Origin of the sequence: Arthrobacter sp. 8AJ (assembly GCF_902506025.1) — a bacterium.
In the GTDB taxonomy this organism is placed as follows: domain Bacteria; phylum Actinomycetota; class Actinomycetes; order Actinomycetales; family Micrococcaceae; genus Arthrobacter.
Window position 1 is genome coordinate 3,500,034 of the sequence record NZ_LR733289.1, and the last position, 16,042, is coordinate 3,516,075.

Genomic DNA, 16,042 nt, shown 5'->3' on the forward strand with positions numbered 1-16,042 from the left:
AGTTCTCCCTTGAATCCGGGTGCTTGAGTAGGGGTCCCGCCGAGCCCTCGCTCGTTGCGGTGTAGCCAGCATCACACATTTCTTTACAGAGTGTCAAGGAAACTTTTATTGCGAATTTTCCTTGACACTGTGTAATGGATCACTACAGACTGTTGGAAACAACACTCAACTTCGCAATGGAACAAGGGAGTTTCATCGATGAGCCTGACCCCCACCGTTTCGAGCCGCGGCTCGGTACGTGCCACCTTTATCGCGGCCTACAGCGCCGTGACCCTCGCGCAAATCACCAATGCCCTCCCCGGCGCACTCAACGGAACCTTCGCCGTCGAATTCCGGACCTCCGGCGCCGGGCTGACCTGGATCGCCGGCATGTTCATGATGGGCATCGTTGTGTTCGAGCTCAGCTGGGGCCTGTTGGGTGACCTGTTCGGCCGCCGGAAGCTGCTGTACGCCGGCGCGGCCGTGAGCATCGCGGGATCCGTCCTGGCGGCACTGGCAGTCAACACGGAAATGATGATCGCGGCCCAGGCCGTGGGCGGCATCGGCGCCGGCATCCTCTTTCCCATCTCGCTCTCCATGATTGCGGCCATCACCCCGGACCACCGGGCGAGGGCCAAGGTCATCGCCACCTGGGCCGGTTTCCTGTCGCTGGGCGCGGTCATCTCGCCCATGCTGGCGGGCCTGACGTCACAGGCGTTCACCGTCCCGGGGCCCGCGGCAGGCTCACCCAATGCCTTCAGCGGCTGGCGGGTCGCCTACTACATCGCGGCCGTGATCGCCGTCGTGGTGCTGGTCATGGCCACCCGGGCGAAGGACTCCGCTGCCGCTGAAGGGCGGAAGCTCGACGTGCCCGGCCAGGCCACCCTGGCGCTGGGCCTGATTGCGGTGCTCTTTGCCACCGTGCAGGCGGTCGACGCCGGATTTGGCAGCGCCGAGGTCATCGCCAGCTACGTTGTGGGTGCTGCCCTCCTGGTTGCCTTCGTGGTGATCGAGACACGGACGCACCAGCCCCTGGTCCACCTGTCCCTGTTCCGGAACAGCGCCTACTTCATCACCGGAATCGTGGCCGTCACCGGCATGTTCGCCTTCCTGGCCGTCTGCTACAGCACCAGCGTCGCCGTGGGCGGCCTTGCCCTGGCTGAGGCCTGGAAGGTGGGCGTGCTGTTCGTCTTCATCCAGGGCCCGGCGTTCGCCTTCATTCCGGTGGTGGGCTGGCTGATCCACCATGTGGCACCACGGTGGGTGCTGACGGCCGGCTTCGGTTTCATGGCAGTCTCCGCCTTCTGGCTGTCCACCATCCCGCTGGGTGTCCCGGAGGCGTTCGGCGGGACACCGTGGACCGCGTTCATCCCGCCCCTGCTCCTGCTGGGCATCGGTTTCGCGCTCACTGTAGGCTCCATCACCGCAGTGGCCATCAACACCGTACCGCCGCAGCACATCGGCATGGCGTCCGCCACCACCAACCTGCTGCGCGACCTGGGCTTCGCCCTGGGCCCGGTGATCGGATCAGCCATCGCGTTCGGCGTTGGTGCCACCGCCTTCGCAGGCCCCCTGGCCGGAATCCTGGGCGGAGCGGGCCTTCCCGCCGAGGCCGTGGCCGGACTCTCGCACGTACCGCCGCTGGGTTACCTGTCCGGCTGGGACGGCGTCGTTGCCCAGTTCTCCGGCCAGGCCGCTGCGGGCGGTGCCCCCGCCCAGGCTGTGGACGGCATGGCGAAGGCCCTGGCCTCGGTCCAGCCCCAGATCCAGGGGGTAGCGGGAACGTCCCTGGGCCAGGGTTTCCAGGCGGTCTACCTCGCGGCGGGCATCGCCGCCGTCCTGTCCGCCGTCCTGACCCTTTTCATCAGCTCCCGCTCATCGGCCCCGACGGCCGATGCCATCGCCGAAACCACAGAAGCCAACGCCGAGGCCGTCCAGGCATGAACGGTCCAGGCCCGGAAACCCCATCTATCCGCAAGGAGACAACTGTGAACCCCATGGAATCCGATATCGACATCTGGGATGACGACATCACCGTGGACCCCTACCCCACCTACGCCGCACTGCGTGAACTGGGCGGCGTGGTCCACCTGCCGAAGAACAACCTCTACGCCGTCACCCGCTACGACCTCATCCGCGACGTCCTGGCGGATCCTGCATCCTTCTCGTCCACCAGCCTCGGGTTCAACCCGATGGTGAACGAGGCTCTGCAGGGCACGTCGCTGGCCTCGGATCCGCCCATGCACACCCAGCTGCGGGCCACCCTCTCGGCGAACCTCACGCCCAGGGCCCTCCGCGGTCTCAAGGTGACCATTGACGAGAAGGCGGACAAACTCGTGGCCGAACTGGTGTCCACCGGCTCGTTTGAGGCCATCGATTCCCTGGCCCGCGCTTTCCCGCTGGACATCGTGGCGGACCTGATCGGGTTCGGCGGCCACGTCAAGGAGAACATGCTGCGCTGGGGCCAGGCGGCCATGCAGGTGATCGGCCCGCTGAACCACCGCACCCAGGAGAGCTTCCCCATCGCCGGCGAACTCTATGGCTGGTGCTCGTCGGTCACTGCGGAGGACCTGGCGCCCGGCTCCATCGGCCGGGGCATCTTCGACGCCGAAGCCCGCGGGGACATCCCCGAGGGCTCCGCAGGCCATATCATCCACCAATACCTGGGTGCCGGCGTCGACACCACCATCGCCTCCATCGGCAACATCGTGGCCCTGTTTGGCCGCCACCCGGAGCAGCTCGAGCTGGTCCGCAACAACCCCGAACTGGTTCCCGCGGCCTTCGCCGAGGTGCTTCGCTACTGGACTCCCCTGCACATCTGGGGCCGTACCACCACCCGCGAGGTGGAGCTCGACGGCGTGACCGTTCCGGCAGGCGCCCAGCTCGGCATCCTCCTGGGTGCCGGCAACAGGGACCACCGGCACTACGACAACCCGGACACCTTCGACGTGACCCGGAACCCGGTGGACCACCTTTCCTTCGGCTACGGTCCGCACGGCTGCGCCGGCCAGGGACTGGCACGCCTGGAAGGGCACGCCATCGTTGAAGCCCTGGCCCGGCGGGTGAAATCACTGTCCCTGGGCGACGGGTACCGGGTTCCGAGCAATATCACCAGGAGCTTCGAACAGCTGCAGGTACTGGAGGTGGAAGCAGCATGAGGATCGAACTGGACCGGCCGCGCTGTGAGGGCCACGGCCTCTGCGAGGAAGCAGCGCCGGCGCTGATGCACCTGGACGACGACGGCGAGCTGGTGATCGATGTCCCTGAAGTGGACGGGGACCAGGCCGTCGCGGCGGCCAAGGCCGCAGTCCGCGTCTGCCCCGTAGCAGCCCTGAGACTGGTGACGGTGTGACGGCACGGCGGATCGTCGTCGTCGGCAACGGCATCGCAGGCCTCACCGCGTGCGACTCGCTGCGGGCAGCGGGCTTCGACGGCGAGCTAACCGTGGTGGGCGCCGAGCGCCACTCCCCCTACAGCCGGCCCGCCCTGTCGAAGGCGCTGCTACACGGCGGCGACGGGCTGGCGGCACACGAGCTCCCCGCACCGACGCACGGCGCGGACGAGTGGCTGGGCGTCAGCGCCACCAGGCTCGACGCCGGGGCGCGCCGGGTAATGCTCGACGGCGGCGGGAGCCTGCCGTACGACGGGCTGGTGATTGCTTCCGGTTCCCGTGCCAGGCGGCTGGGCGGGAGCGCAGAGGCAGGCTACGACGGCGAGCTGACCCTGCGCACCCTGGAGGATGCCGTCCGGCTGAAGGAACTGGTGGCCGGCAGGCCGTCGGTGATGGTGGTGGGCGGTGGCCCGCTCGGCATGGAAGTGGCCTCCGGCTGCCTGCACAGCGGCTGCGACGTCACCCTGGTCACCGACGGCGAACCGCTGGTGCGGCAGCTGGGCAGTCACCTGTCCGGCATTTTCACCGCGGCGGCGCGCACGAGCGGGCTGCGGATCGTCAATGGCTCCAAGGCCCGGCTCATCCGGTCAGGGACCACGCCGCAGGTGGCGTTGGCCGACGGAACGGTCCTGGAAGCGGACCTGCTGGTCAGCGCGGTCGGCGACGAGCCGAACGTCGAATGGCTGGAAGGCTCCGGCCTGCTCACGGACGGCGTCCTGCGGGTCGATTCCCGCGGCCGCGTGCGCCCGGACATTGTCGCAGCCGGCGACGTGGCATTCTTTCCCACCCAGCGGGGACTGAGCCGGGTACCGCTGTGGACCAGTGCGATCGACCAGGCCAAGGCCGCCGCCGTCGGCCTCCTCCTGGGGGATGAAGCACCGCCGCTGGAATTCCAGCCCTATTTCTGGACGGAAGCCTTTGGACTGTCGCTCAAGTCGGTGGGCTTCACGCCCGTGGAAGGAGCGCCGGACTTCCGGGAACAGGGCGCCGGGGCCGCTTCGGCGCTGCTGCGCTGGGAGCATGCGGATGGTTCCGGAACCGCCGCGGCCATCAACTACCGCATCCCCATTCCCAAGCTGCGGCGGCTGGCCAACACGGGATCACAGGTGGCCTGGGCCGCCGAACCCGTGACGGCCTGAGGCCACCACCTCCGGTTCCAGCGCCCGGACTCCACGTTAGGATTGACGCTATGCCATCGCTGCGCGAAGCCCAGAAGCAGCTCACCCGGGACACCATCGTGGAACGGGCGCTGGAGCTTTTCACCAAAAAGGGCTACGCCGCGACCACCATTGATGAAATCGCCGCGTCAGCCGGAACCACCCGTGTGACCTTTTACGCGTACTACCCCACCCGCGCAGACTTGATGCGGGATTTCATGGCCCGGGTTAACGCGGTCCTGGAGCGCGCCGACGGACCCGACAGCGGATCAACCGCTCCGGACCTGGTGCAGGTGGTGCGGGACGGCAAGCTGGCCGGCATCCTGTCCTGGCTGGAATCCCGGGCAGCGCTGTGGCCGGTCTTCCGCCCCTACCTGGATGTCCTGGACGAGGCCGCGGCAGTGGACCCCGAGGTGCGCACCATGGTGGAACGCTGGCATGAGGAAGTCATCACGGACATGGTCCGCGGCATGCAGCTCGCCGGGCGCTTTGCCGCGGAAACCCGCCACATCCGCGGCACCCTGGCCTTCACTCAACTCGACTACGTGGCCACGCTGTGGACCCGCCGCAAGATGGAACCAAACCGCGAGCACGCACTGGAAGTACTGGCTGACAGCTGGTACCACCTGCTCTGCGACGAAGGCTGACCAGGGCAGGGGAAGCTAGGCCCGTTCGGTGATCCACGCACCAAGTTCGGCGGCGGTTTCCGCGGTGAGGGCGTGTCCGCCCGGGTCCTTGCGGGCGTGCGTGTCCGCCCCGGAAGCGCCCAGGAGGTAGTCCCACGTGCGGCCCAGCAGGTCAGCCGGGATGACGGTGTCAGCTTCACCGTGGGCCAGGAACACCGGGGCGCCGGCAAGCCGGTCGGGCGACGTCGGGACGCCAGCCTCGAACGGCAGCGTCCCGTAAAGGACGGCGGTGCCCGCGAAACGCTGCGGATCAGCCAGCAGCAGCCCGCCGGCGAACGCCGCACCGCCACTGAAGCCAACCAGGATCACCGGCCGTCCTTCCGGCGCGATCGGCTCCAGCCAGGTCCGGAACCATTCCATAGTTTGGGCCAGCGACTCGGCGACGGGCCGGCCTGTCCCCCGGTTCGCGAACCAGGCGAACCCGCCCCCTGCCGGGATCGGCGCCCGGACAGCTGCGTAGGAGGGGCCGGCGGGAAGGTGGTTGGCCAGTCCGATGATTCCCGATTCATCCGATCCGCGCCCGTGCAGCAGCACCACGAGCGGGCGGTTGGGATCGTCGGGGCTCTGCCAGGCGACGGTGGGTTCGGCGAACGGTGCGTGCATATCGTGTCCTCGGTGTTGGTGGTGGAAATGGCTTGGGTCAGGCGGGGGCCGGGGCCCCGATTTCCCGGTTGACTGCGGGCATGATCTCGGTGGCGAGCAGCTCGATGGAACGCGCCGTTTCGGCGAACGGCAGCCCGCCCAGTCCGATCTGCGCCATGTACCGGCTGGTGCCCAGTGCCTCATGGATGGCCAGGATCTTCTCCACCACTTGCTGTGGGCTCCCCACCAGCAGGCCGCCGCCGGGTTCAGACCAGTCATCGAAGGTTGAACGCGGGAAGTGGTCTACTGGGCGGGGCATGTTTTGCTCGAAATACGCCCGGTAATAGGGGTAGAAAGTGTCGCGTGCCTGCTGGGAGGTGGGGGCCACGTAGAAGTGGCCGCCGGCACCCACCGGCAGGGCGGCGGCGTCATGCCCGGCCTCGGCAGCGGTGTGCCGGTACAGCTCCAACAGGCGGCGGAACCTTTCGGGTCCGGACAGCAGCGCGACAAACAAGGGCAGGCCCAGGCGACCGGCGCGGGCAAAGCTGGCTGGCGTACCGCCCACTCCCACCCAGACGGGAAGCTGTTCCTGCAGCGGCCGCGGGGCAATTTCCATGCCGGGGATGGTCTGGGTCAATGTGCCCTGCCACGTCAGGGTGGCGTTGTCCCGAAGCTCCAGCAGCATGCGCAGCTTTTCGTCGAAGAGGGCGTCGTAATCGGCGGTGTCGTAGCCGAACAGCGGGTAGGACTCAATGAACGCGCCACGCCCGGCGATGATCTCGGCGCGCCCGCCGGAAACCAGGTCCAGGGTGGCGAACTGTTCGAAGAGCCGCACCGGGTCCTGGGTGGAGAGTACGGTAACGGCGGTGCCCAGCCTCAGGTTGGTGGTCTCGCGGGCAACCGCGGCCAGCACCATCTCGGGGGCGGACAAGGCGAAGTCGCTGCGGTGGTGCTCGCCAAGGCCCAGGAAGCTGATGCCCGCCTGGTCGGCCAGCTTGGCCAGCCCAATGATTTCTTCCAGCCGCTGGTGCGGCGACTGGGCCAGCCCGGTTCGTCCGTTGCGCGACAGTTCGCCAAAAGTAAAAATGCCAAAGTCCATATTGGTTGAACATTCAACTTTGTAGATCTATTCCTGCACCTTCCCTTGCATCCGAAAAGGCGGGCGTACGACGCCGGGAGCCACCCGCCGTCGTACACCCGCCTGTGAATCGTGGTGCTTAGGCTCCCACGAGCTTGGCGCCGGCAGGAGCCTCCACCGGGGCGCCGGGCACGTCGCGGCCGTACAGCCAGTCGTTGTACTGGAAGTTGTTGTCGCCGCGGCTCTTGAACAGCATGTTCCGCAGGACGCGGGCCACGCCGTCCACGTGCCAGGACTCGCCCCAGATGCGGGCGGTGGTCTGGACGCGGGCGGTGCGGGCCGCGCGGGTTTCGTTGAACTCGCGGAAGGCATCCTCCCACGCCCCGGCGTCGATGCCTTCGGGCGTGAAGACCTTGTGCTGCGCGGCGTCCTGCAGCACAGCAGCATCCTCGAGTGCCTGGCAGGCGCCCTGGGCCAGGTACTGCAGCATCGGGTGGGCGGCATCGCCGATCAGTGCCATGCGGCCGGAGACCCAGTTCTCGATCGGGTTGCGGTCATACATGGGCCAGCGGATGCCGGTGGCCAGGTTCTTCAGGGCTTCCTGCACGGCGGGGACGCAGTCCTTGTAGGCAGCCTGGAGTTCGTCCACGCCGCCGTACTGCTCTTCACCGCGCTCAAACGACGGGGACTTGAACACTGCCACGGTGTTGAGCAGCTGGCCCTTGCGGAGCGGGTACTGGACCAGGTGGCAGTTCGGGCCAAGGTAGACAATGACGTCCTCCAGGTCCGCGGCGGGGGTTTCCTCGGTGATGGGCACGGTGCCGCGGTACGCCACGTAGGCGGAGTTGACGGGGCCGTCGTTGGCAACGGTGGCGCGGAGGGTGGACTTCAGCCCGTCCGCTGCCAGGATGGCGTCAGCCTCGAACACCTCGCCCTTGGCGGTGTAGGCGCGGGCCCGGTCGCCGTCGGTCTCCACCTTCTGCACCAGGACGTCGTTCACCAAAGTGACGCCGGCTTCCTGGCACGCTTCGAGCAGGATCCGGTGCAGGTCGCTGCGGTGGATCACCACGTAGGGGGCGCCGTAGCGTTCCTCGAACTCGCCGCCCAGGCTCTGGCGGGTGAGTTCCTCGCCGGTGATGGCGTCGCGGAACACCAGGTGCTTGGGCTGGACGCCGATTTCCAGCGCCTTCTCCAGCAGGCCCCAGCGCTTGAGGACGCGGGAAGCGTTGGGGGCCATCTGCAGGCCGGCGCCTACTTCGCCGAAGGCGGGTGCCACTTCAACCAGGGTGACGTCGGCGCCGTTTTCGCGAAGCGCCAGCGCTCCGGCGAGTCCGGCCATGCCGCCGCCCACTACCAGGACGTCGGTGGACCCTTTGAGGTTAGACATTGGAAACTCCTACTGCTGTTGATTTCTTGATTTTGGTACCGACGGCTGCGAGCAGGACTGCTGCTGCTGCGGCTGCTCCGGCAAATGCCAGGAAGTTCGAGTTGACGCCCAGCCCCGCCGCGAGCAGGAGCCCGCCGGCCTGCGGGGCGGCTACAGCCCCGATCCGGCCCACGCCGAGCGCCCAGCCAAGGGCGGTGCCGCGCAGGTGCGCCGGGTAGTGGCTTGCCACGGCGGCGATGATGAGGCACTGGGTGCCGTGCGTGCCCACGCCGGCAAGCACCAGCATGAGGTAAACGACGGCGACCGGCGGCCCGGTCACCAGGACCAGCAATCCGATGGCGGCCACGGCCGCTGCCGCGATGGCGGTGGGAATGGGGCCGAACCGGGTTCCGGCCCAGGCGGTGAGCACCGAGCCCGCCACCGCGCCCAGGTTGAGGGCCAGGGCGAACGTCAGGGCGGATCCGAGGTTGTAGCCTGCCAGCTGCATGAGGTTGGGCAGCCAGGTGCCCAGCCCGTACCAGGCGAAGAGGGTCACCAGGGTGCCGATGGCGAACAACAGGCTGGTGCCGAGGTAGGGCGCACGGAGCAGGGATCCGAACCCCACGGCGTCCTTGGCGGTGCTGCCCTGGGCTGCGCCCTTGGAGCCGGGTGCCAGCGTCTCCGGCAGGTAGCGGATGCCCAGCGGGATGACCACCACCAGGGCGACGACGGCGACCAGGAACATGACCGGCCAGCCGAAGGCCGGGATCAGCGGAATGCCGACGAGGGCGGCGATGGAACCGCCGATGGGGACGCCGGACATCATCAGGGTGGCGATGGTGGACCGCCACTTTTCGGGAACGAGTTCTGCCACCAGGGCATTGGCCGACGGCACCAGGCCGCCCAGGCCAATGCCTGCCAGGAGACGCAGGCCGCCGAAGACGGGCGCGTTGGGGGCAAAGGCGCAGAGGATGGTGAAGAGGGAGAACACGACGGCGCAGCCGATGATGGTGCGCCGGCGGCCCCAGCTATCGGACATGCGGCCTGCGAAGACCGCTCCGATCATCATGCCGATGAAGGCCATCGACCCGATGGTGCCGGCGGTGGCCTTGGTCAGGCCCCAGCCGGTATCGCTGATGAGCGAGCCCTGGACCGTCCCATAGACGATCAGGTCATAGCCGTCGAAAACGACCAGCAGCCAGCACACCAGGACGGCAAGCACGGAACGCCGGGGAAACCCGGAACGGCCGGCGCCCGGGGCGGGGGCGGCCGTGCGCTGCGGCGCTGCAGCGGAAGTTGTGTGATTCATCCCACCACTGTGCTGGCAGCCATACCGCTCCGCACATAAGATTCTGTTATGCAGAATCTTCCGGCCCGACGGAAGCCCACCTACTCCATTGAGGCGGTGGACAACGCCCTGCAGCTGCTGCAGCTCCTGCGGGACGTGGGCAGCCTGCGGCTCAAGGACGCCGCGGCGGAGCTGGGCGTGGCCCCGTCCACCGCCCACCGGCTCCTGGCCATGCTGGTCTACCGCGGCTTCGCGGTGCAGGACGAAACGCGCCGTTACGTGCCGGGCCCGGCGATGGGCGCCGGCCCTGCCGGGTTCAGCTGGACCCGGCAGCTGCGCGACATCTCCCGGCCACACATGGAAGTCCTGTGCGCCCGCACCAACGAGACCGTCAACCTGATGATCCGGGTGGGCACCAAGGTCCGGTTCCTGGACACGGTGGAAAGCTCAAACATCCTGCGTGTCGGCGACCGCCAGGGGACATTGCTCCCGGCGCACAAGGCATCGGGAGGCAAAGCCATCCTGGCGGAGCTGGAACCGGCCGCGCTGGAACAGCTGTTCCGCAGCCCCAACGCGGAGCTGGCCGGCGACTACCTTCCCGACGCCGAGTACCCGGCATTCCTGCGCGAACTTGAGTCGGTGCGGGCCAACGGATTCGCTGCCAACTTCGAGGGCACCGAGGAGGGCATCAGCGCCTTCGGGATGGCGCTGCACAACGGCAAGGGCATGGTGGTGGGCGCCTTGAGCGTCGCCACTCCGGTGGCCAGGTTCCGGCCACTGTTCGACGCAGGGCTGGTGGGCGTGATGATGGAAACCCGGCGCCAACTGGAGATGGACATCGCGGCCAATCCGGCCGACGGCGGCGCGGGCGGCTGACCACGACTGGCAGCTCTTTCTGCTCTACAGAATATGCTGGGGATCACAGCGCTCATTCCTTAGGGTCGAATCCACGTCGCAGTCAGTCCGCACGCAAGGAGAAGGCCAGTGTCGATCAGCGCTGAAAACCAAACGCACGAATCCGTGGCACAGGAACACCATGTTCCCGAGCCCACCCCCGAGGAGGCTGCCCAGCTCGAGCAGCTGTACAAGGACTTCAACAAGGAAAACCTGATTCCCCTGTGGACGGAGATCGCGGACCTGATGCCCATGGTCCCGTCCCCCAAGGCGGTACCGCACGTATGGCGGTGGGATGACCTGTACCCGCTCGCCGCCCGCGCCGGCGACCTGGTACCCGTGGGCCGCGGCGGGGAACGGCGGGCCATCGCCCTGGCCAACCCCGGCCTGGCCGGGACCCCGTACGCCACCCCGACCCTCTGGGCCGCCATCCAGTACCTGGGCGGCCGCGAAACCGCCCCCGAGCACCGCCACTCCCAGAACGCCTTCCGCTTCGTCGTCGAAGGCGAAGGCGTGTGGACCGTGGTGAACGGCGATCCCGTACGCATGTCCCGCGGCGACTTCCTGCTCACCCCGGGCTGGAACTTCCATGGCCACCACAACGACACCGATGAGCCCATGGCGTGGATCGATGGCCTGGACATCCCGTTCGTCCATTACGCCGACGCCGGGTTCTTCGAATTCGGCACCGAACGCGTCACGGACGAGGCCACGCCGGACATCTCCCGCTCCGAGCGGCTCTGGGCCCACCCCGGCCTGCGCCCGCTCTCCGGACTGGAGAACACCACCAACTCCCCCATCGCTGCCTACCGGTGGAAGTACACCGACGCCGCCCTGCGCGAGCAGCTGCTCCTGGAGGACGAGGGCCACCCCGCCACCGTGTCCCAGGGCCACGCCGCCATCCGGTACACCAACCCCACCACCGGCGGGGATGTCATGCCCACCATCCGCGCGGAGTTCCACCGCCTGCGGGCCGGCGCCTGGACCGAGACCGTCCGCGAGGTGGGCTCCAGCGTCTGGCAGGTCTTCGAAGGCACCGGCACCGTGACGCTCAACGGCGAAACCAGGGTCCTGGCCAAGGGCGACCTGTTCGTGGTCCCGTCCTGGGCAGCCTGGTCCCTGCAGGCCGAATCCGAGTTTGACCTGTTCCGGTTCAGCGACGCACCCATCTTTGAGCGCCTGAACTTCAACCGCACCTACATCGAAGGACGCACCAAGTAATGAAACTCCTCACCCTCCGTACCGCTGACGGCACCAAGGCGGTCCGCCAGGACGGCGACACCCTCACCGAGATCCCGGGCTTCTCCGACGTCGGGGCCCTGCTGAAGGACCCCAACTGGGAAACCACCGCCAAGGCGGCCAACGGCGCAACGCACCCAGTGGACGGCGCCGACCTCGCCGCCGTCGTGCCCTCCCCCGGGAAGATCATCTGCGTGGGCCACAACTACCGCAACCACATCAAGGAAATGGGCCGGGAGGTTCCCGAGCACCCCACCCTGTTCGCCAAATACGCCGAATCCCTGATCGGCCCCAACGACGACCTGGCCCTGCCGCAGGAATCGGACACCGTGGACTGGGAAGCCGAACTCGCCGTCGTCATCGGCAAGGCCGGCCGCCGCATCCCCGAATCCGAAGCCGCTGAGCACATCGCCGGGTACTCCGTGCTCAACGACGTCTCCATGCGCGACTACCAGTTCCGGACCATCCAGTGGCTGCAGGGCAAGACCTGGGAGAAGTCCACCCCGTTCGGGCCGGCCCTGGTCACCAAGGACGAGTTCACCGCCGGCCCGCTGATGACCTCCGCCGTGGACGGCGAAGTCCAGCAGTCCACCCCCACCTCGGACCTGGTGTTCACCCCTGAGTTCCTGGTCTCCTACATCTCCACCATCATCACCCTGAACCCGGGCGACGTGATCGCCACCGGCACCCCCGGCGGCGTGGGCCACGCCCAAGACCCCAAGCGCTACCTGCAGGAGGGCCAGGTCCTGGTCACCACCATCGAGGGCCTGGGCCAGCTGACCAACCGCGTGGTCAAGGAAGCCTGATGGTCGCCCGCCACGACCAGACCACCGATCCCGTCCTGCTCGACGGGCTCCTGCAGGCCCGGCGCGGCACCGCGTTCTTCGCCCGCAAGCTCAACGAGCTCACGGACGCGGAACTGGACGGGGACTCGCTCCTGCCGGGCTGGACCCGCCGCCACGTTGTGGCCCACGTGGGCTACAACGCGCGGGCCGTGGCACGGCTGGTCGAATGGGCAGCCACCGGCGTGGAGACCCCCATGTACCCCTCGGTGGAGGTCCGCAACCACGAGATCGACTTCGGCGCCACGCTCAGTCCCATCGCGCTGCGGAACCTGTTCGACCACTCCGCCGTGCACCTGAACGTCGAGTGGCGCGACCTCCCGGCTGACAACTGGCACCACAAGGTCAAGACCGTCCAGGGCAGGACCGTCCCGGCCGAAGAAACCGTCTGGATGCGCACCAGGGAAGTGTGGGTGCACGCCGTTGACCTGGACAACGGGGCCACGTTCCGGGACATCCCCGCACCCGTCCTGGAACGGCTCCTCACGGACATCACCGGCGCCTGGCACACCCGCGGCACGGACAAGGACCTCGTGGTCAAGGTCACCGGCCAACCCTCTGCGCTGGTCTTCGGTGACACGGCAGCCGCCTCCCCCACCATGGTGTCCGGCTCCCTGGCCGCCATTGCACGGTGGGCCACCGGCCGCGGCACGGACGGCACCACGGCACAGCACGACGGCGGATCGGTCACCCCCGCGCCCCCGGCCCCGGCCTGGATCTAGCTGCAGATCCGGCGCACGGGCAAGCCATCTGCCACACCGCACCCAAGGCGGGCCAGCTTACGCTGGCCCGCCTTTGCCGTTGCCCGCCGGACTCCTCCCACGCAGCCGGCCTTCGCCTCGGGCCGCAAACCAAAAATCCGTGTCCGCGTTTGGGACCGGGCCCATAATCAGGACGGCGGCTGCTGGATAGCATGAGGTGACCGGACAGAGCCGTCCGGCGGGATCGACGCAAAAGGAAAACCCATGGCCGCGGTTACGGTGGATGACATCCTCTCGGATCTCCCCCTTGGCTTCGCCAGCCTCATCCTCCGTCCAGCCCCTTCGGTGCCGGCCATTGAACGGTTCCTTATTGTCGACGCCGACGACGAGTCCGTCGAGGCTGCCGGCGCGTTTGTCCTGCTCATCGGTGTCCGCGGCCGCTCCGCTCTGCCGGCGCTCCGGCGGCTCCTGAAGGACCCGCCCCCGGTGGTAGCCGTCAAGGGCGACCGCGAAGACCTCGCCGAAGCGGAAGAACTCCTGCAGGCGGCGGGCTCGGGCCTCCTCCTGGTTGATCCCGCCGCCGACTGGGACCGCCTGCTGTCCATCGCAAAGGACCGGATCCAGCCACGCAGCTACGAGAGCGAAGTCCTCACCCTGCTTGAGGAAGACCTGTTCGCCATCGCCCAGACCACGGCCAGGCTCACCTCCAGCCACGTGCTGATCGAGGACGCGGCCAACAAGGTCCTGGCGTACTCCACGGTCACCAACGACATCGACGAGCTCCGCAAAGCGTCCATTCTGTCCCGCCGCGGCCCGCGGAAGTACGAGCTGCTGCTCAAGGACCTGGGTGCATACCGCGAACTCCACCGCACCCGGCAGCCGGTCCGCGTGCCTGCCCGGCCCCAGGACGGGCTGCGTGAACGGGTGGCCATCGCACTCTTCGCCGGGGAGCGGATCATGGGCTACATCTGGCTCCAGGAGACCGGAGAAGGCTTCGGCCCCGACGTGGAGTACGTCCTCACCGGATCCGCAGCCAGGGTTTCCGCCGAACTGATCCGCTACCGCAACCAGCAGTCCGTCCACATGCGGGAGGACCGGGTGGCACGGATCCTGTCAGGTCCCGCCGAGGCCGCCGCCAGCGCCCACAGCGGAAAGATCCCCTCGGAGCGTCCCGCGGCACTGCTCCTGATCGGCATGTCCGACGCCGACTCCCGGGCCGACGACGCCGCGCTCAAGCACGGCGAACTGGCCAACCTGGCCTCCATTCACGCCGCCGCGTACAAGGCATCCGCCGTCGTGGGCCAGTTCAACGGTGACACGGCCATTATCCTGCCGGACCTGCAGTCCAGCACGGCGGAGGCGGGGCTGAGGGCACTTGCCGAAGCGGTGGTCAAGGATGCCCGCAAGCACCTGGGCATCATTCCCTTCGCCGCCGTCGGACCGCTGGCGCCGGACCTGCTGTCCATCCACGGGGTCACCGGCATCACGGAAGCGCTGCTGGCCTGCGTGCGGAACGCCACACCGGGCACGGTGGCCACCGTTGACGATTTCGAGGCGGAAATCCTCTACCGCGAGGCCGTACGGAACTTCCACAGCTCACCCTTCCGGCACCGCAGCATGGCGGCACTGCTCCAGGAGGATGCCGAACTCGCAGCAACCCTGCAGGCCTACTTCGACGCCTGCTTCGACGTCTCCGAATGCGCCAAACACATGAACCTGCACAAAAACACCGTCTATTACCGCGTTGCCAAAGCAGCCAGGGTCACCGGCCTGGACTTCGGCAACCCCCGCGACTCACTGGTGGCCCTGCTCCATCTCCAGGAGTGGGCCGCCTCCACCGACAATCCAGGCAGGAAATGAGCACCACACTCAGCGCACCGCCCCTGGGCCTCCTCCTTGAGGACATCGTCCGGCGCCACCGGCCCAGGCAGAACGCGGGCAGCGTTCCCGGAAACATCCCTTTCCTGGCCACGGTCCCGTTCGACCGCTTCGGCATAGCCGTCGCCACCACCTCCGGCGAGGTCTTCAGCTCCGGGGACGCCGGCGTTCCCTTTTCCATCCAAAGCATCTCCAAGGTGTTCACCCTGGCCATGGCCCTGCAGGGCGGCAGGTCCGCTGCCCTGTGGTCCCGGGTGCTGCGCGAACCCTCCGGAACGTCCTTCAACTCACTGGTCCAGTTGGAAGCCGAAAAGGGCATCCCGCGCAATCCGTTCATCAACGCCGGCGCCCTGGTGGTCACCGACCACCTGCTGGAAGAGACGCCCGACGCCGCCACGCAGCTCCTGCGGTTCCTCACCGAACAAGCGGGGAGCCATGAGGCGGAGCCAGGCTCCCACGCACCGTTCATCGATGAAGCCGCTGCTGACGGTGAGCTGGCCGGCAGCAGCCGCAACCTGGCCCTGGCGCACTTCCTCAAGGATTTTGCCAACCTCACCCAGCCCGCCGCCGTCGTGGTGGAGAACTACGTCCGCCAGTGCTCCATCATGATGACCTGCGTCCAGCTGGCCCGTGCCGGCCTGTTCCTTGCCAACGACGGCCAGGGATCAACCGGCAGGGTGCTGTCCCCCAGCGAGGCCAAGCGGATCGGCTCCATCATGCTGACCTGCGGCATGTATGACGCCGCCGGCGAATTCGCATACCGGGTGGGCCTGCCCGGCAAGAGCGGAGTAGGCGGCGGGATCCTGGTGATCGTCCCGGGGCAGTGCGCCATCTGCGTCTGGAGTCCGCGGCTGGACGCCAAGGGCAATTCCCTTGCCGGCACCGCAGCCCTGGCCGACCTCTCCGACCGCACCGGCTGGTCAGTCTTCTAAGTTTCCCCATCCAGCAAGATCTTTTTCGG

General features: G+C 67.8%; 15 protein-coding genes. 11 read left to right on the plus strand and 4 right to left on the minus strand.

The window, feature by feature from the left end:
• Window positions 1-198: 198 nt before the first annotated feature.
• Genes BACI349Y_RS16140 through BACI349Y_RS16160 form a run of 5 tightly spaced genes read left to right on the plus strand, consistent with a single transcriptional unit; the run spans window position 199 to window position 5,174 of the window.
• Entirely contained in the window at window positions 199-1,923 is a 1,725-nt protein-coding gene (locus BACI349Y_RS16140; protein WP_159633037.1) for an MFS transporter, read from the plus strand.
• A gap of 53 nt (window positions 1,924-1,976) precedes the next feature.
• Window positions 1,977-3,137 carry a cytochrome P450 gene (locus tag BACI349Y_RS16145; protein WP_159635789.1) on the plus strand — a complete coding sequence of 387 codons (1,161 nt, stop codon included), beginning with the start codon at window positions 1,977-1,979 and terminating at the stop codon, window positions 3,135-3,137.
• Window positions 3,134-3,331 carry a ferredoxin gene (locus tag BACI349Y_RS16150; protein WP_159633040.1) on the plus strand — a complete coding sequence of 66 codons (198 nt, stop codon included), beginning with the start codon at window positions 3,134-3,136 and terminating at the stop codon, window positions 3,329-3,331. The genes BACI349Y_RS16145 and BACI349Y_RS16150 overlap by 4 nt, the downstream gene beginning before the upstream one ends.
• The gene (locus tag BACI349Y_RS16155; RefSeq protein ID WP_159633043.1) at window positions 3,328-4,509 is read left to right on the plus strand and encodes an NAD(P)/FAD-dependent oxidoreductase; all 1,182 of its coding nucleotides are present in this window, start codon (window positions 3,328-3,330) and stop codon (window positions 4,507-4,509) included. Before BACI349Y_RS16150 ends, BACI349Y_RS16155 begins: the two co-directional genes overlap by 4 nt.
• Before the next feature lie 50 nt (window positions 4,510-4,559).
• Complete coding sequence (locus BACI349Y_RS16160; protein ID WP_159633046.1) at window positions 4,560-5,174, plus strand: TetR/AcrR family transcriptional regulator; 615 nt, start codon at window positions 4,560-4,562, stop codon at window positions 5,172-5,174.
• Between the two features lie 15 nt (window positions 5,175-5,189).
• Here the strand turns inward: BACI349Y_RS16160 and BACI349Y_RS16165 are convergent, their stop codons facing one another.
• From BACI349Y_RS16165 to BACI349Y_RS16180, 4 genes are all read right to left on the minus strand, one after another.
• Complete coding sequence (locus tag BACI349Y_RS16165) at window positions 5,190-5,816, minus strand: alpha/beta hydrolase (protein WP_159633051.1); 627 nt, start codon at window positions 5,814-5,816, stop codon at window positions 5,190-5,192.
• A gap of 37 nt (window positions 5,817-5,853) precedes the next feature.
• Window positions 5,854-6,894, minus strand: coding sequence for an LLM class flavin-dependent oxidoreductase (locus BACI349Y_RS16170; protein ID WP_159633054.1), 1,041 nt, complete (start codon window positions 6,892-6,894; stop codon window positions 5,854-5,856).
• 118 nt (window positions 6,895-7,012) lie between these two features.
• The gene (locus tag BACI349Y_RS16175; protein ID WP_159633057.1) at window positions 7,013-8,260 is read right to left on the minus strand and encodes an FAD-dependent oxidoreductase; all 1,248 of its coding nucleotides are present in this window, start codon (window positions 8,258-8,260) and stop codon (window positions 7,013-7,015) included.
• Complete coding sequence (locus tag BACI349Y_RS16180) at window positions 8,253-9,548, minus strand: MFS transporter (RefSeq protein ID WP_159633060.1); 1,296 nt, start codon at window positions 9,546-9,548, stop codon at window positions 8,253-8,255. The genes BACI349Y_RS16175 and BACI349Y_RS16180 overlap by 8 nt, the downstream gene beginning before the upstream one ends.
• A 48-nt stretch (window positions 9,549-9,596) precedes the next feature.
• On the opposite strand from BACI349Y_RS16180, the gene BACI349Y_RS16185 reads away from it, so the two are divergent.
• From BACI349Y_RS16185 to BACI349Y_RS16210, 6 genes are all read left to right on the plus strand, one after another.
• Window positions 9,597-10,403 (plus strand): IclR family transcriptional regulator, encoded by an 807-nt coding sequence (locus BACI349Y_RS16185; RefSeq protein ID WP_159633063.1) that lies wholly within the window; start codon window positions 9,597-9,599, stop codon window positions 10,401-10,403.
• A gap of 108 nt (window positions 10,404-10,511) precedes the next feature.
• Entirely contained in the window at window positions 10,512-11,642 is a 1,131-nt protein-coding gene (locus BACI349Y_RS16190) for a cupin domain-containing protein (protein WP_159633066.1), read from the plus strand.
• Complete coding sequence (locus tag BACI349Y_RS16195; RefSeq protein WP_159633069.1) at window positions 11,642-12,466, plus strand: fumarylacetoacetate hydrolase family protein; 825 nt, start codon at window positions 11,642-11,644, stop codon at window positions 12,464-12,466. Before BACI349Y_RS16190 ends, BACI349Y_RS16195 begins: the two co-directional genes overlap by 1 nt.
• Window positions 12,466-13,224: a maleylpyruvate isomerase family mycothiol-dependent enzyme gene (locus tag BACI349Y_RS16200; RefSeq protein ID WP_159633072.1), complete on the plus strand. Its 759-nt coding sequence runs from the start codon at window positions 12,466-12,468 to the stop codon at window positions 13,222-13,224. Before BACI349Y_RS16195 ends, BACI349Y_RS16200 begins: the two co-directional genes overlap by 1 nt.
• A gap of 243 nt (window positions 13,225-13,467) precedes the next feature.
• Entirely contained in the window at window positions 13,468-15,063 is a 1,596-nt protein-coding gene (locus BACI349Y_RS16205; RefSeq protein ID WP_159633075.1) for a PucR family transcriptional regulator, read from the plus strand.
• Window positions 15,060-16,013: a glutaminase gene (locus tag BACI349Y_RS16210; protein ID WP_159633078.1), complete on the plus strand. Its 954-nt coding sequence runs from the start codon at window positions 15,060-15,062 to the stop codon at window positions 16,011-16,013. Before BACI349Y_RS16205 ends, BACI349Y_RS16210 begins: the two co-directional genes overlap by 4 nt.
• The last annotated feature ends 29 nt before the right edge of the window (window positions 16,014-16,042 follow it).

Bases quoted from the DNA above. Each gene is read 5' to 3' on its own strand.
- BACI349Y_RS16140 (WP_159633037.1), top strand. From the start codon at position 199: ATGAGCCTGACCCCCACCGTTTCGAGCCGCGGCTCGGTACGTGCCACC.
- BACI349Y_RS16145 (WP_159635789.1), top strand. From the start codon at position 1,977: ATGGAATCCGATATCGACATCTGGGATGACGACATCACCGTGGACCCC.
- BACI349Y_RS16150 (WP_159633040.1), top strand. From the start codon at position 3,134: ATGAGGATCGAACTGGACCGGCCGCGCTGTGAGGGCCACGGCCTCTGC.
- BACI349Y_RS16160 (WP_159633046.1), top strand. From the start codon at position 4,560: ATGCCATCGCTGCGCGAAGCCCAGAAGCAGCTCACCCGGGACACCATC.
- BACI349Y_RS16165 (WP_159633051.1), bottom strand. From the start codon at position 5,816: ATGCACGCACCGTTCGCCGAACCCACCGTCGCCTGGCAGAGCCCCGAC.
- BACI349Y_RS16170 (WP_159633054.1), bottom strand. From the start codon at position 6,894: ATGGACTTTGGCATTTTTACTTTTGGCGAACTGTCGCGCAACGGACGA.
- BACI349Y_RS16175 (WP_159633057.1), bottom strand. From the start codon at position 8,260: ATGTCTAACCTCAAAGGGTCCACCGACGTCCTGGTAGTGGGCGGCGGC.
- BACI349Y_RS16180 (WP_159633060.1), bottom strand. From the start codon at position 9,548: ATGAATCACACAACTTCCGCTGCAGCGCCGCAGCGCACGGCCGCCCCC.
- BACI349Y_RS16185 (WP_159633063.1), top strand. From the start codon at position 9,597: ATGCAGAATCTTCCGGCCCGACGGAAGCCCACCTACTCCATTGAGGCG.
- BACI349Y_RS16195 (WP_159633069.1), top strand. From the start codon at position 11,642: ATGAAACTCCTCACCCTCCGTACCGCTGACGGCACCAAGGCGGTCCGC.
- BACI349Y_RS16200 (WP_159633072.1), top strand. From the start codon at position 12,466: ATGGTCGCCCGCCACGACCAGACCACCGATCCCGTCCTGCTCGACGGG.
- BACI349Y_RS16205 (WP_159633075.1), top strand. From the start codon at position 13,468: ATGGCCGCGGTTACGGTGGATGACATCCTCTCGGATCTCCCCCTTGGC.
- BACI349Y_RS16210 (WP_159633078.1), top strand. From the start codon at position 15,060: ATGAGCACCACACTCAGCGCACCGCCCCTGGGCCTCCTCCTTGAGGAC.